Origin of the sequence: Microbulbifer variabilis (genome assembly GCF_023716485.1) — a bacterium.
Taxonomy (GTDB): Bacteria; Pseudomonadota; Gammaproteobacteria; order Pseudomonadales; family Cellvibrionaceae; genus Microbulbifer; species Microbulbifer variabilis_B.
Genome location: NZ_CP092418.1, coordinates 1,645,100 through 1,667,970 on the forward strand (window position 1 = coordinate 1,645,100; position 22,871 = coordinate 1,667,970).

Annotated in this window: 23 protein-coding genes and 1 tRNA gene; 18 read left to right on the top strand and 6 right to left on the bottom strand. The window is 48.3% G+C overall.

Features of this window, described 5'->3' with window-relative positions:
* Positions 1-36 precede the first annotated feature (36 nt).
* Positions 37-276 carry a hypothetical protein gene (locus MJO52_RS07405; RefSeq protein WP_252085307.1) on the bottom strand — a complete coding sequence of 80 codons (240 nt, stop codon included), beginning with the start codon at positions 274-276 and terminating at the stop codon, positions 37-39.
* Between the two features lie 838 nt (positions 277-1,114).
* Here MJO52_RS07405 and MJO52_RS07410 point away from each other — a divergent pair.
* The 4 genes from MJO52_RS07410 (at position 1,115) to hdeA (ending at position 5,586) form a co-directional block, all read left to right on the top strand.
* On the top strand, positions 1,115-3,055 hold the full coding sequence (locus MJO52_RS07410; RefSeq protein ID WP_252085308.1) for an aconitate hydratase: 1,941 nt from the start codon (positions 1,115-1,117) through the stop codon (positions 3,053-3,055).
* Between the two features lie 125 nt (positions 3,056-3,180).
* Positions 3,181-3,678, top strand: coding sequence for an HNH endonuclease (locus tag MJO52_RS07415; RefSeq protein WP_252085309.1), 498 nt, complete (start codon positions 3,181-3,183; stop codon positions 3,676-3,678).
* A 464-nt stretch (positions 3,679-4,142) separates the two neighbouring features.
* Positions 4,143-4,814 carry a hypothetical protein gene (locus MJO52_RS07420; RefSeq protein WP_252085310.1) on the top strand — a complete coding sequence of 224 codons (672 nt, stop codon included), beginning with the start codon at positions 4,143-4,145 and terminating at the stop codon, positions 4,812-4,814.
* A gap of 289 nt (positions 4,815-5,103) precedes the next feature.
* A complete protein-coding gene (gene hdeA, locus MJO52_RS07425; protein ID WP_252085311.1) occupies positions 5,104-5,586 on the top strand; it encodes an acid-activated periplasmic chaperone HdeA in 483 nt (160 codons plus the stop codon).
* Between the two features lie 336 nt (positions 5,587-5,922).
* Here the strand turns inward: hdeA and MJO52_RS07430 are convergent.
* Positions 5,923-5,998 (bottom strand) — tRNA-Arg (locus tag MJO52_RS07430).
* A 432-nt stretch (positions 5,999-6,430) separates the two neighbouring features.
* On the opposite strand from MJO52_RS07430, the gene MJO52_RS07435 reads away from it, so the two are divergent.
* Complete coding sequence (locus MJO52_RS07435) at positions 6,431-6,613, top strand: PA3496 family putative envelope integrity protein (RefSeq protein WP_252085312.1); 183 nt, start codon at positions 6,431-6,433, stop codon at positions 6,611-6,613.
* A 390-nt stretch (positions 6,614-7,003) separates the two neighbouring features.
* On the opposite strand, the gene MJO52_RS07440 is transcribed toward MJO52_RS07435, so the two are convergent.
* Positions 7,004-7,711, bottom strand: coding sequence for a 2OG-Fe(II) oxygenase (locus MJO52_RS07440; RefSeq protein WP_252085313.1), 708 nt, complete (start codon positions 7,709-7,711; stop codon positions 7,004-7,006).
* A 314-nt stretch (positions 7,712-8,025) separates the two neighbouring features.
* Between MJO52_RS07440 and ccmA the strand changes: the two genes are divergently transcribed.
* The 8 genes from ccmA to MJO52_RS07480 all read left to right on the top strand — a co-directional run bounded on the left by ccmA (position 8,026) and on the right by MJO52_RS07480 (position 14,055).
* Positions 8,026-8,700 carry a cytochrome c biogenesis heme-transporting ATPase CcmA gene (gene ccmA, locus MJO52_RS07445; RefSeq protein ID WP_252085314.1) on the top strand — a complete coding sequence of 225 codons (675 nt, stop codon included), beginning with the start codon at positions 8,026-8,028 and terminating at the stop codon, positions 8,698-8,700.
* Positions 8,687-9,400: a heme exporter protein CcmB gene (ccmB, locus tag MJO52_RS07450; RefSeq protein ID WP_252085315.1), complete on the top strand. Its 714-nt coding sequence runs from the start codon at positions 8,687-8,689 to the stop codon at positions 9,398-9,400. The genes ccmA and ccmB overlap by 14 nt, the downstream gene beginning before the upstream one ends.
* A 13-nt stretch (positions 9,401-9,413) precedes the next feature.
* Complete coding sequence (locus tag MJO52_RS07455) at positions 9,414-10,157, top strand: heme ABC transporter permease (protein WP_252085316.1); 744 nt, start codon at positions 9,414-9,416, stop codon at positions 10,155-10,157.
* Between the two features lies 1 nt (position 10,158).
* Positions 10,159-10,383 (top strand): heme exporter protein CcmD, encoded by a 225-nt coding sequence (gene ccmD, locus MJO52_RS07460; RefSeq protein ID WP_252085317.1) that lies wholly within the window; start codon positions 10,159-10,161, stop codon positions 10,381-10,383.
* Between the two features lie 82 nt (positions 10,384-10,465).
* Entirely contained in the window at positions 10,466-10,915 is a 450-nt protein-coding gene (gene ccmE / locus MJO52_RS07465) for a cytochrome c maturation protein CcmE (protein ID WP_252085318.1), read from the top strand.
* Positions 10,912-12,897, top strand: coding sequence for a heme lyase CcmF/NrfE family subunit (locus MJO52_RS07470; RefSeq protein ID WP_252085319.1), 1,986 nt, complete (start codon positions 10,912-10,914; stop codon positions 12,895-12,897). The genes ccmE and MJO52_RS07470 overlap by 4 nt, the downstream gene beginning before the upstream one ends.
* Positions 12,898-12,914: 17 nt before the next feature.
* Positions 12,915-13,499, top strand: coding sequence for a DsbE family thiol:disulfide interchange protein (locus tag MJO52_RS07475; RefSeq protein WP_252085320.1), 585 nt, complete (start codon positions 12,915-12,917; stop codon positions 13,497-13,499).
* Positions 13,462-14,055 (top strand): IMPACT family protein, encoded by a 594-nt coding sequence (locus MJO52_RS07480; RefSeq protein ID WP_252085321.1) that lies wholly within the window; start codon positions 13,462-13,464, stop codon positions 14,053-14,055. Before MJO52_RS07475 ends, MJO52_RS07480 begins: the two co-directional genes overlap by 38 nt.
* 56 nt (positions 14,056-14,111) lie before the next feature.
* On the opposite strand, the gene MJO52_RS07485 is transcribed toward MJO52_RS07480, so the two are convergent.
* On the bottom strand, positions 14,112-15,323 hold the full coding sequence (locus tag MJO52_RS07485) for a CaiB/BaiF CoA transferase family protein (protein WP_252085322.1): 1,212 nt from the start codon (positions 15,321-15,323) through the stop codon (positions 14,112-14,114).
* Positions 15,324-15,508: 185 nt separating this feature from the next.
* Between MJO52_RS07485 and MJO52_RS07490 the strand changes: the two genes are divergently transcribed.
* From MJO52_RS07490 to MJO52_RS07500, 3 genes are read left to right on the top strand one after another with little or no spacing between them, the layout of a single operon-like run.
* Positions 15,509-16,369: an HpcH/HpaI aldolase/citrate lyase family protein gene (locus tag MJO52_RS07490; protein WP_252085323.1), complete on the top strand. Its 861-nt coding sequence runs from the start codon at positions 15,509-15,511 to the stop codon at positions 16,367-16,369.
* A gap of 45 nt (positions 16,370-16,414) precedes the next feature.
* Positions 16,415-16,942 (top strand): MaoC family dehydratase, encoded by a 528-nt coding sequence (locus MJO52_RS07495; protein ID WP_252085324.1) that lies wholly within the window; start codon positions 16,415-16,417, stop codon positions 16,940-16,942.
* A gap of 25 nt (positions 16,943-16,967) precedes the next feature.
* Positions 16,968-17,486 carry a MaoC family dehydratase gene (locus tag MJO52_RS07500; protein WP_252085325.1) on the top strand — a complete coding sequence of 173 codons (519 nt, stop codon included), beginning with the start codon at positions 16,968-16,970 and terminating at the stop codon, positions 17,484-17,486.
* 43 nt (positions 17,487-17,529) lie between these two features.
* Here the strand turns inward: MJO52_RS07500 and MJO52_RS07505 are convergent, their stop codons facing one another.
* Positions 17,530-18,264 (bottom strand): 4'-phosphopantetheinyl transferase family protein, encoded by a 735-nt coding sequence (locus MJO52_RS07505; protein ID WP_252085326.1) that lies wholly within the window; start codon positions 18,262-18,264, stop codon positions 17,530-17,532.
* Between the two features lie 214 nt (positions 18,265-18,478).
* Positions 18,479-19,162: a glutathione S-transferase family protein gene (locus tag MJO52_RS07510; protein ID WP_252085327.1), complete on the bottom strand. Its 684-nt coding sequence runs from the start codon at positions 19,160-19,162 to the stop codon at positions 18,479-18,481.
* A gap of 613 nt (positions 19,163-19,775) precedes the next feature.
* Here MJO52_RS07510 and MJO52_RS07515 point away from each other — a divergent pair.
* Positions 19,776-20,786: a tryptophan--tRNA ligase gene (locus MJO52_RS07515; RefSeq protein WP_252085328.1), complete on the top strand. Its 1,011-nt coding sequence runs from the start codon at positions 19,776-19,778 to the stop codon at positions 20,784-20,786.
* Positions 20,787-20,875: 89 nt separating this feature from the next.
* Positions 20,876-22,450 carry an AbgT family transporter gene (locus MJO52_RS07520; protein ID WP_252085329.1) on the top strand — a complete coding sequence of 525 codons (1,575 nt, stop codon included), beginning with the start codon at positions 20,876-20,878 and terminating at the stop codon, positions 22,448-22,450.
* Positions 22,451-22,871 lie beyond the last annotated feature (421 nt).

Below are 22,871 nucleotides of genomic sequence, written 5' to 3' on the forward strand. Positions count from 1 at the left end.
TGGCATTGAGGGTCAGCGAATATTTTACTGTCACTCTTACTTACCACAATACTCTTCAAAATCATCTGAGGTGTTTGGAAAATCAGCCTTCTCTGCCAGCTCCCATGGGCGTTCACACGCGTTTGTTTTTGCGCACCAAAGGTAGCCAGCTGAAGCTATACATCCATGTTTATCCTTATCTGAGCCTACACCAGGGCTAGGATCTCCAGAATTATCTGAAGAACATCCCATTAAAAGTAGCATCAGAGTAAAGCTAGTAAGCTGCAAATATTTCAATATAAAAATCCTCGTTAAGTTAAAAATTGAGATACTGGTTAAATGCGTGTGGAAATCTAGGCTAAAGAAGTTTCTTATGATCATCAAATGATAGTTTTGTACTATTCCAGCCAATAGTAGCAGAAGTGTATCCAGATACCATTAAGTGGCTGGATAAACGGTAATCTACTTCTATTAGAGGAATGTCTTGTGTATGACTAAGTATGCAATAGTGGTTGTATGTTCGATGAGGATGTAGGGGTTGCACTTGGCTCTTGATTTGGATGCCGAGATTGTGTTGGATACTTTCTTTTTGCCCTTTACTGGCCGGCTGGTCAGCCTATATAAAGTTTTTTTATGACATTGATTTTCAGGCTCTTTCAAACTGATTGTTGGCCAGTAGTTGAACGCTTGTTCTTCTTGGGGTTTGGTTCTTTATAAGCCTTCTTCTTAAGGTTAAATAGAATAATGATCTTTTTCTTAAGTTAGGAAGTGGAGGTTTGTTGAGACTTTTTTATAAGTTTATGGTTTTAAATATTTAAGTACGGTATTGCAATGGTTTTCTATTTCTGATTTCGTTGATGAATGCTGATTGTTTTGATTGGGTGAAGCTGTAAATTATTTTGTGCTTGTAATGCCCATTTATTGGATTCTGGTTCTAGATAATAGCCGCTGAATGGGTTGTTATATTTGTAATTTTAATTTAAAAAATTTCACATGGCTTATCTTTTAAATATCATTAGAGGTTCGCCTTTTACTTAATTTTCTCCAGAGCTGCTAATTTCTATTCAAGCAGATTAATATCTAATTAGAGTACTTTTGTTATTTCCAATTAGTCTTCTCGGAAGCGGGTAGTGGTTTGAGCAGGTTAAATCTTGCTGAAAAGTTGATTGAGAGTCATTTGATTAGTGGAAAAATGGTTCCAGGGGAGGTTTTGCAGCTCAAAATTGATCAGGTTCTCAGTGAGGATGCCACGGGTACATTGGTCATGCTAGAGCTTGAGGCTCTGGGGGCTAGATCTGTAAAAGCTGAGCTTTGTGCGCAGTATGTAGATCATAACCTTCTGAAGGCAGACCACAGAAATGGGGATGATCATGTTTTCCTGGAGAGCGCCTGTCGAAAATTTGGACTTTGGTATTCACGCCCCGGAAACGGAATTAGTCACCCTGTACATATGTCTTGTTTTGGAATTCCTGGCAAAACAATGCTTGGAGCTGATAGTCATACCTGTGCTGCAGGTTCACTTTCCATGCTGGCAATGGGCGCAGGGGGAATTGAGATTGCTTTAGCGATGATAGGGTGTCCACTCACCTTGGTCATGCCGAAAGTTTTAGGGGTGTATTTGGAGGGTAATCTGCAGTCATGGGTAAGTGCAAAAGATATTATTTTGGAGCTTTTACGTAGATACACCGCTAGTGGCTGTTGGAATAAGATTGTTGAATATCACGGACCCGGATTAAAAAACCTAACCGCTATGGATCGGCATGTTATTGCCAATATGGGGCATGAGATGGGGGCTATAACCAGTGTTTTCCCGGCTGATGATCAAGTTAGGTTTTTTCTTCGCCAGCAGTCTAGAGAGGAAGATTTTACGGAGCTGAGCGCTGATGAAGGTGCTACTTATGATGAAGAGGCCTTTATTAATCTGTCCGAGCTCGAGCCAATGATTGCTTGCCCTTCGCGACCAGATAAGGTGGTGAAAGTTAAAGAAGTTAGCGGTAGACCAGTCTCCCAGAGCTATATAGGGTCTTCGGCAAACCCCGGATTACGTGACTTCTCTATACCGGCATTAATAGTGAGTGGTCGTCATGTGCCAGATAATATGTCTTTTGATATAAACCCCTCCTCGCGCCAAGTGTTACATGGCCTGATCCAGAGCGGTGATCTCGAGAGGTTAATAGGGGCGGGTGCTAGCTTACATGATACCGGTTGTGGTGGTTGTATTGGGATGGGGCAGGCCCCGGCGAGTGGTCATAATAGCCTCAGAACGGTACCGCGCAACTTCCCTGGCCGCTCAGGAACCAAAGAGGACCAGGTTTATTTGTGCAGCCCAGAAACCGCTACTGTGAGTGCGCTCACTGGGAAAATTACAGACCCCAGAGAAATGGAGATGGATTATCCCGTTTATGAAGAGCCGGAAACCTTGTTGGATATGCGACCGCTGATGGGGGCCCCGCAAGAAATTCCCGTAAAAGTGGAGTTAAAAAAAGGGCCCAATATTAAAAAACTGCCGGTTATGGAGAAAATGCTTAGCGTGATTGATGGGCCGGTTATATTGAAAGTAGAGGATAATGTCACTACGGATGATATTATTCCCGCTGGTGCTGAGGTATTGCCAATGTGGTCAAACATCCCAGAATTGAGTCGCCACACCTTTTCCAGAATTGATAACTCCTTTTATGAGCGAGCGAGAGAAATTGAAGAGGATCTATTTCTTGTAGCGGGGCACAATTTGGGCTATGGATCTGGACGAGAACATGCGGCAATTACTTTGCGCTATTTAGGTGTTCGTTGCGTCATCGCTAAAAGTGTTACTTTGCCCTATAGGAAAAACCTTATTGATCACGGAGTATTGATATTGACCATGGGGAATGAGAGTGATTATCAGTTTTTTGGTGAGGGAGATAGACTTCAGTTTTTTGATCTTGCGAGTCTCACTGGTGACAATACGTATTTGGAGCTTAAGAATCTTAGCCGTAATAAAACGATATGGTTAAGGAATGACTTATCTGATAGGGAAGTTGAGGTAATTAAGTTTGGCGGAAGGATTAACTATATCAAGGGTGTTTCTGGTGGGTAAATAGAAGGTGGTGGAATATTTTAATTAAAATTGTAGGTTTTGTTGGTAGGTTGGCTTATCAGAAAATTGTATACTTATTAGGATAAGCGTTTAGAAGTGTTGTTACTTTTTCGGGTTGTTTTTTGATGTTCCTACGTATTATATCCATGGTATTGATATTTGTAATTGTTGGTTGTAATGAGGGTACATTGCAATCGTCATCTGATTTGGCGGGGCCTATAGAAGGGGAGGCTTCAGAGGATTGTGAAAGCAATCGGTATAAGTTGTTAGTCCGCCTTTCCCTGGCTCCAGTCACACTGGGCGGAGAAGATGGCTGCAAGGTGGCCTCAGGTTTGTGGATGGACCCCTATAGCGGCAAGTTTATTCAACAGGCTTCCGATCTGGATGTTGAATCGGTTGTTCCTGAGTCGTGGGCTCTTCGTCATGGCGGGAGGGGCTGGAGTAGCAAGCAACGTAGGATCTTTGCTGAAGACCCGGCCAATACCTGGTTGATTGGCAAGGGGCACGGCCTGAGCCGGAATGGCCGAGGGCCTGATAAGTGGTTACCTCCTTATCAGCCCGCTCGAACTATTTATATGCAGCAGTTTAGAGCTATTGCCAGAAAGTACAGGCTCGCTCAGTAAAAAATTGAGAAGTACACCCCATAGCAAGCCACTTATTACTGGCTTGCTATAAAGTGATCTCTTACATTGTGTGTAATCATTTGCAATCAAATTATATTGTTTCAAGGCTGCTAATTCTGTTATCGATCCTTCCTCTTCTTTTTTGAATTTCCAATATCCCATTTTACTTTCTTGGCTGGCTAATTTATTTGCTGGTAGCTGGTTGTTGTATCTGAATTGTGGACATCAATAGAAATCTCTTTGGGGTTCTTAAAGAATTCTGACATTAATTTCAGCTTAGTGATAAGGGACACCTTCTACCTTTGGCTTAAAGGCTAGGTTCTGCGATCACTTGAACTTCTAGTGCGTTGGGGATTGTGGTAGTGATTATTGAAGGCCGCATAATTGAAGATATTCTTGATCCGTTAGGCATCATAAATTGGTAAAGTAATTCCTTAAATCAGTTTCCAGTTAGAGGAGAGGGTATGAATAGAATTGCGGGAGTTTCGGCCGTAGGTATGGGGCTAATCTATATCGCTGCTTTTATATTTTTTGGTTTATTTTGGGCTTTCCCGTCCGCCGGAAGCCCTGCTGAAAAGATGAATTTTTTGGAGGAAAGTCAATTGCTTTTTAATATTGTATACACATTGATGTATTTAGTCTTTGCTGTCTTGTTGGGGTGTTTGGTAGTAGGTTTATATGAAGAGCTAAAAAATAAAAATGCTGGACTCACCATTTTGGCGTCGCTGTTTGGGGCAATCTGGGTGGGATTGGTAATTGCTAGCGGTATGATTGCCAATATTGGGCTTGCCTATGCCATTGGATTGATGGAGCTCAGCCCGGATAAGGCTTTTGAAGCTTGGGGTGTGATTTACCTGATGGTTGAAAGCCTGGGGGGTGGCAATGAGTTGGTGGGTGGCCTCTGGGTACTCATAATAAGTTCAGTCGCTTTGCGAGCGAGAGTGTTTTCAATATACCTGAATCTAGTTGGCCTGATCGTTGGTACTGCAGGTGTCGCCACTATTTATCCAGAGGAAATTTTTAAGGAAATATTTGGCGTAAGCCAGATCGTCTGGTTTATCTGGATTGGAATTTCCCTGCTTGGGAAAGAGCAAGAGGGAAATGATTGGGTGGGAGCAGAGATAGTTAATAGGTAGCTGAGAGATCAAGAGAATTTTCCGACGGTTCTTTGAATGGCACGCCAAAAAATGAAAAAAGCGTCTATCCTTTCATTGGGTCAGGTAGTCTTTCACGAGGTGCCTTGGCTAGTGTTTCCGCTGTTATGGAGCTGGAGTGAGGCCTGTAAGGTAGTAACTCGCTATATTGCGCACAGCCCAAAGTGACCAGTCGGTGTCGGCTTGGTCTGCTCCTGGGAAGCGAGCGGATTGCATATTACCTGCTGTCAATTCACGGGGTAATGCCCCTGAAAACCTTGGAGATTTTATTGTGAAAAGCACGCATTTCATCCTTCCCTTGGTAATTGCCAGTCTTGCTGCTTCTGCTGCCCTGGCAGACAAACATCCCAAGAAGCCAGCAAAGGACTGGACCTGTGCCGACTTCCTGGCTATTGACGATGAATTTAAGCCAAAGGCGGTGTACTGGGCTTCAGCTTACTCAAAGCGTGGTAAGGAAGAGGGTGACATGTTGGATATCGATGGCACTGAAAAGGTGACACCGATGATTATTACGGCTTGTACCAAAGCGCCGAAGGAGTCTTTTTGGGCCAAGTTTAAGGATGAATGGCATAAAATGGGGCGTCATCACGGCAAGGACAAGTCTGATAATAAGATGATGAATATGCAGGGTGGTAGCGGTACTAATAATACAGGTACCAGCCCGAATGGCACTACGAATCCAGGCACAACCCCCAATGGCACTAATGATGGCAGCGGTAACAATAATATGCAGAAGCAAAAGCAGAAACAGTAGCGCCTATCAGCTAACTAAGGTGATACAAGCCCGGCTCAGCCCGGGCTTTGCTTGTTTGGGAGAGGGGCTTGGGGAGGCCTCTAAGCGTGCTGTTTTGAGGAGGAGCTGCTATTGTTGCCCGATAGTGCGCAACAAAGGGAGTTGAGTTATGACGAAGGCGGCGAGGGAAGAGGCGAAGCGAGGCAGGAATATAAACCGCTCTGCTAGGATGTTTTGGGGTGGTCTTCTTCTGGCGGGGCTTTTTCTGGCGCTTTTTATGCATTCAGCTAAAGCTCTGGTTTCATAAGCTGGCAGAGGTGTTGAAGTAAAGTTGATGCGTTGCGGGGGAGTGATTAATGGCGCCCCCGGGTGGACTCGAACCACCAGTCCGGACTTAGGAGGTCCGTGGTTTATCCTGTTAACCGACGGGGGCAGATCGCAGTTGGTTGCGAAGGGCGGCCATTCTATCTGTTACGAGGACAAATGTCATGTCGTGTTTATCTTCTCTGTCTATCTGAGAGTGTCCCCTTACTTTCCCAGAAACCGCTAAAAATTTGAACCTTGTCACTTGAAGTAACATGACGGCGACAGGGTTACTGCACTTCCCGCAGTTTCTCTTCTCTTTCACTTTCGGCAATTCTTGGTAATTTTCTCAACTTATCTTGTTAGCTTTGTAACATTTAATGGGTTAATTCGCGGATGATTTTGCATGACGGAATTTTAAAAGATTCTGCAGTAAACCTGTCATAGTTGTCTTGTAAATTTCTGCTTGACCAGGATTGTTTGGCATCGCTAATCTGCCAATGCACCGTAAAGTGCGATAAGGATGTTTCTGCTTTCACGGATCAAGATTATGGAGTTTCGTATGGGTGTTAACGTAAACGAAAAGCACATGGTTTTTGATGATGTGGATATTCCACAAATTGCAAATGAAGTACTAAGGCAAGCTACATCTCAGCCGCCACGGGATGCTCGTCGCATGGTTGAGGATAAACTGGAGGAAAGACGCTTAAGTCGAGAATTAATGGATTACGACTTTGATGCCTAGTTAAAAAACAATTAACCAATAGTCTTAGGATAGTGCGGTGTCTGTCAGGTTGATGTAGGTGATATAAGAGCGTTAACAGGGTTCGCCGCACAATTAAATTTTTCGCCTTTGCACTCTTTCTTGTTAATGCTTGGTTTGCATTAGTACCAGCTAATTGACGCAAGCTGGATCTGCGTTATAAATATCTCCCCTACTTTCTTTCGTCTCTTTCGGTTGATAAAAATCAAGTGGCCAACAGCCGGTCATTGAGCTTTACCCTGAGGGTTTTTGGTATTTTTAAACCATCTCTGGTGCTGATTTCTAAAATGGGAATTAATTTTGGGGTTGGGTAGGAAGGGGGTGCCGGCCATAGGCCAGAACCCTCTGTGAAACATGAATGGCCAGAACAATTTACATTTGTGTAACCGTATCTTCCTTGTCTTCTTTTTTCTTGCCGCCAAACCAGCCCATCAACTGCTTGAGTTTGTAAGAAAACTTTCCTCGCTTGGCTTTGCGTTCTTTATCGGCAGCGCTTACCAGCCAGGCAACTTGAATAACCAGGCGCTGTCCCTCAAAGGGGAGGTGGCCATGGAAGGAATTCTCGGCGCGCTTAAAAGCAGCAAGTGTTCCGTAAGAAGGGGGAACTTCTGGGGCGACGGTATCTTCGAAGTCGTCAATGCGCTTTAGGAAGCGTAAGCAGCCGTTGCCATCCAGCGTCCACTCAGGATTGAGGTAGAGTAAGGCCGTGGCAATTTTCGATTTGCCGTCGGTGTGAATTCTGCCGTGACGCTTTTTCAGGGTACGGCTGATAGATACATAGGTTGGATACTGGGAGAGTTTTTCTATTCCTAGATTTTCCCCAATCGCATCGGCGAATTCTGGATGGGTAAATTCCTCAATCAGGGTATTGATGGAGTCTCCACATTCATGTTTCTCGTAAGGGAGGTAGCCGGCCCCTTTTAATTGGGGAAAGTCCTTTAGAAATGAAGGCATCATCTCTTTGGTTAAAACGTCGCTGGCTACAAAGAATGGGAAGGGTTGGTGATTGACTAAGGTATCGTCGCTTTTAATGGCGCTGGTATCAAGCCAGCGTTTGGCATCCATAGCTAGGCTAGTCATTATTGTGTGTCCTTACAGGCTGGTCCGGTGTTTTTATTCAGCACCGGGTTACATCAAAAGTTTTTGTTGATGTTGACTACTGAGTCTCCCTCGAATTCCTATGAGGGGTGGTACTGGGTACCAACTCACAACCCTCAGGAAAATATCAGAGCTTGTGCATGGGGCCAATACTGGCGTAAAAAAACCCGCTGAATTCCTTAAGATTCTTGCTTGAGATCAAGTTAGTGAGGTCAGGAGCGTTGAATATCATGCAATTAGCACAAGTGCCGGTATAATGCCGTTCAGATTTTCATCAGAGTGGTTTAATCCAAGCAATGTCTGTGACTCCCAAGTCCCCAGCTGTATTGCAAGTGCGCGACCTCGCCTGTGAGCGAGATGGCCGGCGCTTGTTTGAGGGTCTTGATTTCTCCCTGGATGCCGGTGGGGCAATCCAGATCAAGGGAAGTAATGGTGCCGGTAAGACCACACTGTTACGTACCCTGATCGGTAGCACCAGTGATTTCAATGGGGAGATTCTATGGCGCAATAGCCCCTTTCCCAAGGGACTGCGCGCTATGCGTGAGTCCCTTTTGTATATCGGCCACCGCGGTGGGGTTCGGGGAGGTCTTACGCCTCTGGAAAACCTTACTTGGTATGGGGCTACAGAGACCTCGGCGATGGAGGCTCTGGACAGGGTTGATCTATTCGGCTTTGAGGGTGCTCTTTGCAGCAGCTTATCGGCGGGCCAGAACCGCCGAGTGGCGCTGGCGCGACTCTTTCTTCCCTTGTCGCCCTGCTTGTGGATTCTTGATGAGCCTCTGACCGCTCTGGATGTCACCGGTGTTGCGGCACTGGAAAAACAAATGGCTGACCATCTTGCATGTGGCGGCTCTCTCCTTCTGACCTCCCACCAGCCTCTCAACTTGCCTGGCTTGGACTTTGTCGATTTGTCTGACTATGCAGTTGAGGAATCTTTTAATGATATGGGGGGAGAGCATGTCTTTAACTGATGTCCAATTACAGTCCGTTGGAGCACGCGCTACTCCAGGCTTTGTGGCGCTCTTTAAAATTGAAATGCTCCTGGCATTGCGCAAGCGAGCAGATATTGCCAACCCACTATTATTTTTTGTAACAGTTCTCGCCCTCTTACCATTGGGAGTGGGACCAGAGCCCGAACTGTTGGCGAAAATGGCGCCGGGAATGATTTGGGTGATGGCGCTACTTGCCACCATGCTCTCTCAAGAGAGTTTGTTCCGTGGGGACTTTGAAGATGGCACTTTGGAGCAGTTAGCACTGTTGCCCCAGCCCCTGTATTTTGCCGTATTGGCTAAATCCCTGGTGCATTGGGTCGCAACGGGCCTGCCACTGGCACTTTTATCTCCGCTCCTGGCGTTGATGTTGAATCTGCCCTCTGAAGGGTATTTGTGTTTGTTCGTGTCGCTGTTTCTGGGGACCGCGAGCCTCAGCCTGATCGGCGCCATAGGTGCGGCGCTCACTGTGGCTCTGCGCCGCCCAGGGTTGTTGCTGGCGTTAATTGTTATGCCACTCTATGTGCCCGTGCTAATCTTCGGCACCGGCGCGGTGCAGGCGGCAATAGATGGCTATGCCTACAGCGCGCAGCTGGCGATTCTGGCCGCACTGTTGGCTGCTGCCGCAGCCCTGGCACCACTGGCGGCAGCGGGAGCAATACGTATCAGCCTGGATAATTGATTCGGAGGTCTTCTTGGCTTGGCAATGGTTTCACCGTTTGGGTTCACCGCGTTGGTTCTATCAAAAAACCAGTGGCTGGTTGCCCTGGCTGGCATTGGCCAGCGTTGTTTTGTTGGTGACGGGTTCGGTATGGGGTCTGGGGTTTGCCCCTGAGGATGCCAAGCAGGGCAACAGCTACCGTATTATCTTTATCCATGTGCCGGCGGCCTTCCTGGCCCTGGCGGGCTATTACATTATGGCAATCAGCGGCGCCATAGGCCTTATCTGGAAGATGAAACTCTCCTTTGCGGTGATGCGCGCAGCGGCCCCAATCGGCGCGGTACTCACCTTTATATCCCTTTTTACTGGCGCGGTCTGGGGAAAGCCCACCTGGGGCACCTACTGGGTTTGGGATGCCAGGATTACCTCGATGTTGATCCTGCTGTTTCTTTATATCGGTGTGATGGCGCTGTCCCAAGCGGTTAGTCGCGAGCAGGTGGCGGACAAAGCCAGTGCGCTATTAGCCCTGGTCGGGACGGTGAATATCCCAATTATTTACAAGTCGGTAGACTGGTGGTTCACCCTCCATCAGCCGGCAACTATCCGCCTGACAGAATCCAGCAGTATCGATCCCAGTATGTTTTACCCGCTGCTGGTAATGATTATCGGTTTCTATTGTACCTATGCCTGGACCCTGCTTATGCATACTCGCGCGTTGATACTACGCCGCGAGATGAAAACCCAATGGGTACAGCAGGAATTAGCTGGGGAGAAGTAAAGTGCAGTTTCAATTTGCCAATTTTGCAGACTTTCTGGCGATGGATGGCCACGGCATTTATGTGTGGATTTCCTTTGCTGTTACTTTTGCGGCCCTCGCAGCCTTAGTTCTCTACCCACAGTTGGCGCGGCGGCGTCTACAGCGGGAGTTGCTTAAGCAGCAGCGCATTGCACAGCGCCGGCGCAAGGCTAAGGCGCAGCAGGCAGATATGGAAGAGCCAGCCTAGCTGGTAATTGATAGGGTTTTTCGCCCGGTGGCTACAGCGGCCGGGCAGATAAGATCAAAAACTTATGGAGTTCACCTAAACAATGCATCCCGTACGCAAGCAACGTCTGATCCTGGTACTTGTTCTGGTCGCCCTTTCCAGTGCCGCAGTAGGTTTTGTCACCTATGCGATGCGAGAAAATATGGATTATTTCTATGCTCCCAGCGCATTTGCCGCAGGTGAGGTGCCTTTTGAGAAGCGCATCCGCGCCGGTGGTTGTGTCGTGCCGGGCAGTGTTCAGCGCGCGGAAGACAGCCTGGATGTTCAGTTTGTTATTACCGATGGTGAGGCGGAACTGGCGGTCGTGTTCGATAAGATTCTGCCGGACCTATTTGCGGAAGGTGAAGCTGCAGTGATTAGCGGGCAGCTGATGCCCAGTGGCGTCTTGCGTGCCGATCAGGTACTAGCCAAGCACGATGAAAACTACACGCCTCCTGAAGTTGCGGAAAGTATGGTTTCCCACGAAGGCTGCACCGATGGAGCGAAGATATGATCCCTGAACTGGGCCATTTTGCGCTGATAGTCGGCTTGCTGCTGTCTCTTGCGCTTTCGATATTGCCAATAGCTGGCAGTTATAGTGCACGCCCCCTGTGGATGGAGGCCGCCAGGCCACTGGCCTTGGGCGTCTTTGCGTTTGTTTTTATCGCTTATGTCTGCCTGACGGTCGCTTTTATCCAGAGCGACTTCACCGTTAACTATGTAGCGCAGAACTCCAACAGTATTCTCCCGATTTACTATAAGATCACCGCGGTATGGGGTGGTCACGAGGGCTCTATTCTGCTGTGGCTGTTGATCCAGGCAGGCTGGGCTGCGGCTGTGGCGCTATTTGGCCGCCAGTTGCCGCCGGAGCTGTTAGCGCGAGTGCTTTCAGTGCTGGGTATGGTACTGATCGGCTTTTTCCTCTTTATTATATTGACGTCTAATCCCTTCGATCGCACTTTGCCATTCCCGCCTATGGAGGGGTCCGACCTGAATCCGCTGCTGCAGGATCCAGGGATGATTTTCCATCCGCCTCTATTGTATATGGGCTACGTGGGGTTCTCTGTCGCCTTCGCTTTCGCCATTGCTGCGCTCTTGGGCGGGCATTTGGATGCGGTTTGGGCTCGTTGGGCCAGACCCTGGACGGTAGTCGCCTGGGCTTTCCTCACTCTTGGAATCGCTCTGGGTAGCTGGTGGGCCTATTACGAATTGGGCTGGGGCGGTTGGTGGTTCTGGGACCCCGTGGAGAATGCCTCGCTGATGCCCTGGTTGGTGGGCACCGCACTAATGCACTCATTGGCAGTCACGGAAAAGCGCGGCTTGTTTAAAAGCTGGACAATTTTGCTGGCAATTTTTGCATTCAGTTTAAGCTTGCTGGGTACCTTCCTGGTGCGCTCCGGGGTGATTACTTCCGTGCATGCTTTCGCCACTGACCCGTTGCGCGGTAGCTTTATCCTCGGATTCCTGGCGGTGGTTGTGGGGATTTCCTTACTGTTGTTTGCGCTGCGTGCGCCAGCAGTGAGTGCTCGCAGTGTATTTTCCTTCCGCTCATTGGAGACCTTCCTGCTCGGTAACAATATCCTGCTGATCTTGATTATGGCGATGGTGCTGACTGGCACTTTATATCCGCTGGTGGCAGATGCCTTGAACCTGGGCAAAATCAGTGTTGGTCCTCCCTTCTTCAACCTGTTCTTTGTGCCCCTGATGGTGGTGCTTTGCCTGCTGCTAGGGATGGGGGTGCGTGCGAACTGGAAAGACAGTCGCTGGGACAAGCTTCTCAGCGCCTGGCGCCTGCCATTCCTGGCAGCCCTGGTGGTGGCTCTGGTTTGGCCTCTGGCCTTTGACCATTACCACTGGGGTGCGGTACTCGGCCTCTTTATTGGCGCCTGGGTATTTTGCGCGAGCCTTGCAGATATCGTTTCCAAAACCCGCAATGCCAAATCTTTTGTCGCCGGCCTTAAGCGTCAGCGCGCCAGTTACTACGGGATGCATCTTGCCCATATAGGCTTGGCAGTGGCAGTGCTGGGGGTAGTGTTAACGACCGTATACAGCGTGGAAGAAGATTTGCGTATGGGTGCTGGCGATAGCCACAAGGTGGCTGGCTATGACTTTGATTTCGGTGGAGTACGCCTGGCACAAGGCCCAAATTACCGTGCTTTCGAGGGCGTGATTCACGTTAGCAAGAATGGCAAGCCGGTTGCAGAGTTATACCCGCAGAAGCGCAATTATTTCTCTGGCGGCAACACGATGACCGAAGCGGCAATTGATACTGGCTTATTCCGTGATATTTACGTTGCCCTCGGCGAGCCATTGGACCGCAGTAATCCCAGTGGGGATTGGGCCGTGCGCCTGCAGTACAAGGCCTTTGTGGTGTGGATTTGGTTGGGTGCCTTGCTAATGGCTATTGGTGGTGGCATTGCCGTGGCGGATAAGCGTTACCGCAAAGCTAGGGCGGCGCGCGAGGCATCTCTCAGCGGTAATTTGGCGGCGGCCTAAGTTTCGGGAAGAATTAAATGTCGAGATTAAAACTCTTTTTACCCCTGATAATTTTTGTGGCCCTGGCGCTTTTGTTTTGGCGTGGTTTGTTTTTGAATCCCCAGGAAATGCCTTCGGCATTGCTGAATAAGCCAGTGCCAGAGTTTTCCCTGGAAAAGGTTGCTGATAACAAGCAAGTCATGCAAAAAGGCGACCTGCCTAAGGGGCCGCACCTTCTCAATGTTTGGGCCACCTGGTGTGTGGCCTGCCGTGTTGAGCACCCCTACCTCAACGCCCTTGCAGAGCAGGGCGTACCTATTATTGGTGTTAACCTCAAGGATGATGATTCAGCGGCTATAAAATGGCTGGATAAATTTCACAACCCCTATCTCTTTAGCGTTGCCGACAGGGACGGGCGCCTGGCCCTGGACCTGGGAGTCTTTGGTGCTCCAGAAACCTTCCTGGTGGATGCCGAGGGCACTATCCGTTGTAAACACGTTGGCATCGTGGACGATAAGGTGTGGCAAACTAAGCTACAGCCACTTTACGAAAAACTAAAAAGCCAGCGCTGGGACGCATTTGCCGGTGACCTATCAGATTCCCTCATCTCCCGTTGTCAGTGAGACTGAAGAGAAGAAAAGCCGTTTTATCTGTTGGTTGGGACCAGTAACAGATAAAACGGCCTTTCAGCATCAACTCAAACAAATTCGCCAGCAGTACCCGGATGCCAGTCATCACTGCACGGCGTTGATTATCGGCAATCCCGCCAACCCCACTATGATGCAATCCGATGATGATGGTGAGCCCGGCGGCAGTGCAGGGCGCCCAATGCTGGAGCTGCTCCTCAAGCAGGGTGTTGGCAATGTGGGCGCTATAGTGACCCGCTATTTTGGTGGAACCAAATTAGGGGTTGGCGGCCTGATGCGTGCCTATCGGGGATCGGTGGGTGCTGCTTTACAGGCTATGCCTTTGGAGAGCTTTGTGCCGTTACAGCAGGCTTCTGTATGCTGTGATTTTGCCCAGGAATCTCGCTTGCGTTTTCTGGTGGCCCGTCATCAAGGCAGTTGCGGCCAGGCGGATTATGCTAGCAAGGTAACAGTGTCTATTTCTTTACCGCAAGATCAATGGCAGTCCCTACGAGAGCTGCTGCTAGCGGAGGCATTTGAGTTTCAGGACTAATTTTTCCAGCTTGCTCGAGGTGTTTAAATAATCCCGTAGAAGCTGAGCTATTTGGGCTAGATGATACGTTGTTTGGCGAATTTTCCGATCTCTTCGGCTGAGTAACCCAATTCTTGTAAGATAGACTCATTATCTTCCCCCAAATGTGGAGCTCGCCGGAATTCTACCGTTTCATCTCCACAGTGTATTGATGGCGCCAGGATTTTGATCTCGTTGCCCGCATCGCTAGTCATGGAGCGAATTCTGCCGGTTTCCGCAACAAAAGGATTATTCAGGGCTTGCTCTACATCATAAATAGGAGCTGCAGGTACCCGCCCGGTTAGTATCTTGAGCCACTCTGTTGTAGTTTTTTTTGAGAAAATTTTGTCCAGCTCTGTCGTTAGACTGTCGCGGTGTTTTAAGCGCGCTTTAAAGTCAACAAATCTTGGGTCTTGGCACAGCCCTGAGTGCCCTACGGCATTGCATAGCTCAACCCAGAATTTTTCCTTATTGCACATCAAGTAAATCCAGTCATCTTTGGTGGTGTATAGCTGGCAGGGGGTTAGGGAAAAGTGTGCAGAGCGAGGCGGTCTCTGTTGATTGTGACCGGCATTTAATTGCCACATGGCGACGTAACAGAGGTTATACAGCGCGTTATCAAATAAACTGACATCTATATCGCGGCCGCGACCCATTTCCTGGGCGCTGAGGATGCCGGATACCAGGGCTAGAGCCATAGCCACTCCCGTAGATAAGTCCACCAAAGAGAGCCCACAGCGCGTAGGGGGGCTGTCGGGTTCTCCTGTTAATTTGAAATATCCCGCCTCTGCTTGCATGGGGTAATCATAACCGGGCCAGGTTGCTCTGCTTCCACTCCTGCCATAGGCCGTAAGGTGGGCACACACAATTCGTGGATTAATTTTTCTTAAGGCTTTGTAGGTGATGCCTAGCTTTTCTGGGACATCGCCGCGAAGGTTACAGCTAACTCCATCGGCAGTGGCAATAAGTTTTTGCAGTATCTGCTGTCCCTCCTCGGTTTTGAGGTTGAGTGACAGGCTTTTTTTATTGTGGTTAAACCCTTGGAAAAATAAGCTGGTGTTATCCTTGTTTTCCTCCTCCTCTTCGCCTTTTACAAAGTAAGGGCCAACTGTTCGGCCTACATCACCACCCTGAGAGACATCTTCCACCTTGATGATTTCCGCACCTAAATTGGCCAAATAGAGTGTGCCAAAAGGACCGGCACCATATTGCTCTACAGCAACTACGCGTACGCCTTTCAGGGGGAGCATAGAGTGACATTCCCGATGATTTCTATATTGATGAGTGCAAGTTTAGGTTAGATAAAAAGTGTATAGCGGGAAGGTTCTTTGCATAGGCAAGGTTATTGCTAAATCTAATGTACCTTTTATTTTAAGGCGGAGGTCGGCTGCTACTATGCATGGGTACAAGAACGGTCGGGGAATGGGTCCAATAAGTGAATACTACTGCCATGCATTTAAAGAAGAGCTTTCTTTGTCGCAGCATTTTATTTGTGCCTGCCAGTCGACCGGATAGATATCAAAAAGCCTTCACGAGTGGCGCAGATATAGCCTGTGTAGATTTAGAGGACGCCGTCGCCCCAAAGTTTAAAAATGCGGCGCGACAGAATGTAGCAGAATTTTTTCCACCGCCAGACACTCAATCGTCCTTGAGAGCGCTGCGTATCAATCAATTGTCATCAGAGGCGGGGTTAAGGGATGTTTTGTTACTGTTGGGGCAGGGGCCAAAACCAGATATTGTAATTCTCCCCAAAGTGGAATCTGCCGAAGAAATCACCTGGTTTAATGACTTGATGGCGCCCGTTGAGCAATCAATCGGGCTTTTGCCGCTGGTTGAATCGGCAAAAGGCCTGCAGAACAGTTTGGATATTGCCAGTTCCGATAATGTACTGGCCATTGGTTTTGGTTTTGCAGACTTTTGCGCAGAAGTGGGGGCAGATATAAGCTGGGAATCTTTACGTTATGCTAGGGGGCGTATTCTACAGGCTGCGGCATACGCGAATATAGATGCTGTGGATGGCCCATATCTGGATCTAGAGGATCTTGAGGGTTTGTTACAGGAAACCCAAAATGTAGCCGCATTAGGTTTTCGAGGAAAAATAGTTTTGCATCCAAGGCAAATCGACCCTGTTCACCAAGGGCTTTCCCCCACAGAAGAAACTGTGCAAAGAGCGCGAAAAATCGTGCAGGCGTTTAAAGAGAACCCCAGTGGTGTAGTGGTGGTTGATGGGCGCATGGTGGATCTACCAGTGGTAGAACGGGCGAGAAAATTGGTTACCTTGGTAGATAGACAGTAATTCAAGCAAGACTACCGGTATTAATGCCTAAAACAGAGGGCTCTTATGGATCGATATCGTTTCCCCGCGTATATTTTTCTTGGTAATAATCGCTACCGGGAGCGTTATGGTTTGGATTTCGAGGATTTTAAGGTGGGGCAGGTTTTTCGTCACCGACCGGGGGTGACGATCAGTCAGCAAGATAATGTCGAAGAATGTGTGAATACTTTTAACCAGGCGATGATTCATTTTGATGAGTACTATGCCGAACACACCGAATTTAAAAGACCTCTCATTAATACTACTCTGATCGTTCAGCGCTTAATGGGTATGATTTGGAAAACTTACTACCGACGCAAGAGAATTGTTGAGTGGGGTAGTATTGATATGCTGGCTCCGGTATTTGGAGGTGATACTTTATATGCCGAGAGTGAAGTGCTGTTTGTCGGTGCCAATCTGAAAGATTCGGAGTCTGGCCTGATTGAGATTTTACTGAGCGGCTCCAATCAAAAACAACAAAAAACTTGTGAGATACGTTGTACCATGCTGCTTTACAAGCGAGAACATCTGCCATTTTCCGCAAAAAATTATTGATTACTATTTTGCTTGGGAGAGAGTTGTGAAGGATTCGTTGCATTTTCTCAGGGAGGTTGAGCCAAATACCTATATCGAAACCTGTGGCGTTGACTTTGAAGATTTCGAAGAAGGGCAGGTATTCGAGCACCGGCCAGGCCATACTTTCTCTGAGGCTAGCTGCTTACGCTATGCGCGCCACTCTTTTGATTTGAGCCCTGGATATTCTGACCAACGCTACGCTCGTAGAGTTTATGGTGACAGAGTTAGAGTGCCTGAGACCTTTGTTTTGAGTGCAATGGCTTTGACAACCCGGACATTTGGTAAAGTGGTTGCCAACTTGAGCATGGTAAATTGCAAAGTGGATGCGGTTTACGCTGGAGATACTTTATATTTGGAGTCGGAAGTATTGGGTAAGCGAAAATCCAAATCACGCCCCGATCAAGGTTTACTGCATGTTAGTTCCCTTGCTCTCAACCAACATGGTGCCTGCGTATGTTCTTTTGAGCGTAAGCTATTGATCTATCGACGCAATCTTGGGCCCTATGAAAGGGCTGGATATTAACTTCGATACAATCGAGAAGCTCCAGATTCTTGTTCAAGAGCGCCTACAAGAATTCCTGATGTTCAACCAATGTGATAATGCCCTCCCTGTGGGACCTATAGGTTCCTGAAAACAGCTGCCCTTTACTGACAGCGGTACACAGATCGCACTTGATAGTTAATACTAATTTGTGGTTTTTACAGTCAATATGCACTATTTCGGCATCGAGAAAATCGAAGTATTGCTTAACAGTAGGGTAGAGTGCCTTAAATAAGCTCTCTTTAGTAGAAAAGGCAATGGTCATCCACTGTCGGAAGGGTAACCCGCTTTTACTAAGGAGGGCTTCCTCTGCTCGGTTGATTATATGGCTTTTTATTTCATTCGCAGTGTTTATAGCGATTGTCGGCTCATAATCAATGCCTAGGGCCTGTGGCTTATTGTTTATGGCACATATGGCAAGGTTATCCGCATGGGTGATAGAGCCTGCGATATCTGCTGGCCATAGAGGGCTTCGGTTGGGGCCAATGGGTATAGGTGTGTTCATAAGCCCAAAATAACTTAGTGCAAGGTGCGCACAATACCTGCCTGCAAGGAATTCGGCTTTGCGTTTTTTATAAGCGTGGGTGATTTCAGATGGGAATTGGATACCCAGCTTTGAAAACAAATCATCCTGATAATTGTCCTGGTCGAATTGGCATTCCAGTACCAGGCCTGAAAAATTCAGGGGCTTAATGGGTGAAGCATCTGTAATAAATCCAAATTTATAGTTTAAAGGTGCTTCTTGCTTGGTGTGTAACATTACGGCTATTGATGCTTGTGGCTGCTGCCTCTACCTGCTTGTAGAGTGAGTTTTACAAAGTAAAATTTTGTAAGACATTCTGCCATAGAGCAGTTGCCGATGCAGCTGTACTTGGCTGCACCGGGGCATGTTGTATGAATGACTATGCTCCAGAACTAAAAATCAGTAATTTTTATGGGAGCCGGATGCATCTAATTAAAAAAGCCAGTAAGGGCTATTTTTGGCGTAAATCTGCCACAATCGTTCCAAAACTCCGTGCCTCCTCCTCATGAGCGGTCTCCCTCCAGGGTTCTTGAATCGCATCCGCTATCCACTTTTGCATTGAAGGAAGATTGTGAATCAGCTCAATATACTGCTTCGCGGTTTTGCTAACAGGTAAATGATAGTTTTTGGCCCTAATTGTTACTGGAGCAAAGAAGGCGTCGACAGCGGTAAATTCCTCGCCAGCCAAAAATGGTCCGCCGAATCTCTGGATACCTTCATTCCATAACTCATCAATCCGCTTGATATCTTTTTGCAGGGGCTCTGAAATTTCATGCAGCTCAACGCTTAGGCCGCAGTTCATTGGGCAGATATTTCTCAGCGTAGAAAAACCAGAATGCATTTCTGCGGAAGCGCTGCGTGACCAGGCACGAGTTACTCGCTCACTCGGCCAGACCTGCGGGAAGTCTTCGGCAATGTACTCAGTAATCGCTAGGGAATCCCAAATCGTCACGTCTTCTGTTTTCAGACAGGGCACTTGTCCGGTTGGAGAGAAGCCGTGAAATTTTTCCCAACTGCCGCCTTCCTCAAAGGTAACCAGCTTTTCATTAAAAGGTATCTCCAAATGGTGCATCAACAACCAAGGTCTAAGAGACCAGGAGGAGTAGTTTTTATTTCCAATAAACAATTGATACATAAGCTTCCTCTATATGTAGTTTTGGTGTTGGAGACATGGTTGGACAGCGGTTTTTGGCTTCCATCATCGCCGGACGATATCTGATCAATATCACTGCCTGAGGAATAGTATCCTCATAATTGCTATCCGCTGCGATTGGCCTGAAGGCCAATTAGCGCTAACTTTGCGCCAATGACGTTTTCTTTGTGGTTTAGTCGGAACGTGCAAGGAATTTGGTTATAGGAGTGGAGACCAGCATGACAGGAAAGGGGGAGACTTTACACGTAGACATATTGGCACACAGTGAGGTTGCACAGGTTGAATTGGGGTGTCCTACATAGAAAGGCGCTGGAGTCGGTGAGTTATCAGCCCAGCTGGTCGGTTTTGAAAGTTGCACCACTCTTCGTCACTACTTTCGCAGAGCCTTCGGGGTTTCAGCCAGTCAGTACCGCGGGAAGTTTTCTGCTGAAGTCGGGTTCTCTGGTGTTTTGGCGTTAGGGACAGCGATATACGTACTCCGGTATGGCTGGAGCAAGGCCTGGAAGTGGATCCCTTCGGCTGATACAACCTCGGGCGCGAACAGGTTATGATTCCTCCTCTATTGCCTGAACTCAGTACGGAAAACGAAGGATTTATGAGCAAACAGCGCGTATTGACCGGTATCACGACCACCGGTACTCCCCATCTGGGTAACTATGTTGGTGCGATTCGCCCGGCCATCGCCGCAAGCCAGGACGAGAACAACCAGTCTTTTTATTTCCTGGCGGATTATCACGCGTTGATTAAGTGCCAGGACCCGGAACAGGTGCATCAGTCCACCTTGGAGATTGCGGCAACCTGGCTGGCGCTGGGATTGAATACAGATAATGTGGTTTTCTATCGTCAGTCGGATATCCATGAAATCCCCGAGTTGACCTGGCTGCTTACCTGTATGACTGGTAAAGGCTTGATGAATCGCGCCCATGCCTATAAGGCCGCCGTGGATTCCAACCGTGCAGATGGCGAAGACTCCGATTTTGGCGTCACCATGGGGCTCTATAGCTACCCGATCCTAATGGCTGCAGACATATTGATGTTCAATGCCAACAAGGTGCCGGTGGGTAAAGACCAGGTGCAGCATATTGAGATGGCCCGCGATATCGCTCAGCGCTTCAATCATCACTATGGTGAGCATTTTGCCCTACCCGAGGCGGTAGTGGATGACCACGTGGCTGTTCTGCAGGGACTGGATGGCCGTAAGATGAGCAAGAGCTACGGCAATACCATCCCCTTATTCCTGCCTGAGAAAAAACTGAAAAAGCATATCAACAAGATCAAGACCAATCTCTTGGAACCGGGCGAGCCCAAAGACCCAGAGACTTCCACGGTTTTTCAAATTTGGCAGGCATTTGCTACTCAGGAGCAAACTGCTGAAATGCACAAGGCCTTTGCAGAGGGCATTGCCTGGGGTGAGGCCAAGAAGCAGCTATTCGAACTGGTCAATGGCCAGATTGGCGAGGCGCGTGAACGCTATAATGCTCTGCTTGAGAACCCTTCCCAAATTGAAGAGGAGCTGGAGAAAGGCGCAGCCAAGGCCCGTGCCTACTCGGCACCGTTTATCGAGAAGTTGCGTCACGCGGTGGGTATTCGCAAGATTGGCCAGTAGTCATTTTTACAACGTGGGAAGCTACGGTTAAGAAGTTCTTCCCACGCCTTTCACTCTAATAATAAATAACGAAAGTACAGGGTTTCGATATGGAAAACGTTCAGGCAAGCCCCACTGGGGGCGATGATGCCAATAACAAAAATGGTTGGATCAACCGGGCTCTAAATTTTATTGAGGTCGTGGGTAATAAACTGCCCGACCCCGCGGTGCTCTTCCTGGTATTGATGGTGGCCATTTGGGTGCTGTCCTGGCTGCTATCTGGTGTGAATTTTGATACTTTGCATCCAGCCACGGGAGAAGCGATTCAGGTAACCAATCTTCTCTCCAGTAGTGAGCTGGCCCGCTTTCTCTCTAGTATGGTGACAACCTTTACTGGCTTTGCGCCTCTCGGCGTCGTGTTGGTGGCTATGTTGGGTGTGGGTGTCGCGGAACAGAGTGGCTTTATCAATGCAGTGTTGAAAAAGCTGCTGGCGATAACGCCACAGATGCTGCTTACCCCCATGTTGATTCTGGTGGCGATTGTCAGTCACACCGCAGTGGATGCCGGCTATGTGCTGGTGATTCCCTTAGGTGGTGTGATTTTCTATGCGGCCGGTCGTCATCCACTGGCGGGAATTGCCGCCGCTTTTGCCGGCGTGTCAGGTGGTTTCTCGGCGAACTTTGTGCCCTCGGCAATTGATCCCTTACTCCAGGGCTTTACTCAAACCGCGGCACAGATCGTTGATCCGGAGATGCAGGTCAACCCGCTTAACAACTGGTTCTTCACCTCTGCGTCCTGCCTAGTGGTGACCATGTTGGGCTGGTGGCTGACCGATAAGGTGATCGAACCCCGCTTGAAGAATGTTGCCATTGATGGCGATAAAGAAGATATGCCGGTAATGCAGGAGCTGGGCGCCCGCGAGAAGAAGGCGATGTACCTGGCAGTTACCGTAATGGTTGCCGGTATTGTTGGCCTTATCGCCTGGATGTTGCCGGAGACCTCTGCATTGCGCGATTCCCAGGGGCAGCTCGCCTCCTTTGCTGCGCCGGTGATGAAGTCTATTGTGCCGCTGATCTTCCTGTTGTTCATTATCCCGGGAGTCGTTTTTGGCTTTGCCGCTGGGACTTTCCACAAGAGTAAGGATGTAATCGATGCGATGTCCAAGACCATGGGTTCCATGGCCTATTACATCGTGATGGCCTTTTTCTGTGCGTTGTTTATTTCCGAATTTGCCCGCTCAGGCCTAGGTACTTTGTTGTCGATTGAGGGGGGTGGTCTACTGGCGGCTATGAACCTGCCGGGCCCGATCACCCTGATGGGGATTATTGTACTGGTGGCGTTCATCAATCTGTTTGTAGGGTCTGCCTCCGCCAAGTGGGCGTTGCTCTCCCCGATTTTTGTGCCCATGCTGATGCAGATTGGATTCTCTCCGGATCTGACTCAGGCGGCTTACCGGGTTGGTGACTCCTCCACTAACATCATTACGCCATTGATGCCTTACTTCCCGCTGGTAGTGGTTTATTGTCAGCGCTATGTGAAGAGTACAGGTATAGGTACTCTGGTATCTATTATGCTGCCTTACTCGGTGGTGTTCCTGATCTGCTGGACCCTGTTCCTCGTTCTTTACTGGAACCTGGGTTTGCCTTTGGGGCTGCAGGCGAGCTATACCTATCCGACACCTTAATGAGTGGTTGGCCCCAGAGTGTGTTTACCCGCTTTGGAGCCAAAACAATTCTCTATAAGAGGCGCCCCAATTCTGGGTGCCTCTTATCCCTCTCAGCTGCGGTTGAAAATTAACCGAACACCTGCCAGCCTGCTCTGCACGCTCTCGCCAAAATATAAAAATATTGGCTAATTTCTGCTCTTACAGATTGGCTGTATTAATCAGCTCCATCGTGCCTAAGGTTCTCAACTTATCATTTTTGGGGTGTCAGTTAAGTTTCTACCCCGGTTTAGTCCTGTCTGTTTACGAGTCTTTGTCTACTTGGTGAGTTGCACTAGTAAAAAAATGTTCTAATAATGTTGTAAGTGATAACGATTCCCATTAAGATCCGCGTCATCAAATGTCGGCAGCAGCAGCTGTGGCAATAAAAATCTTCCAATGA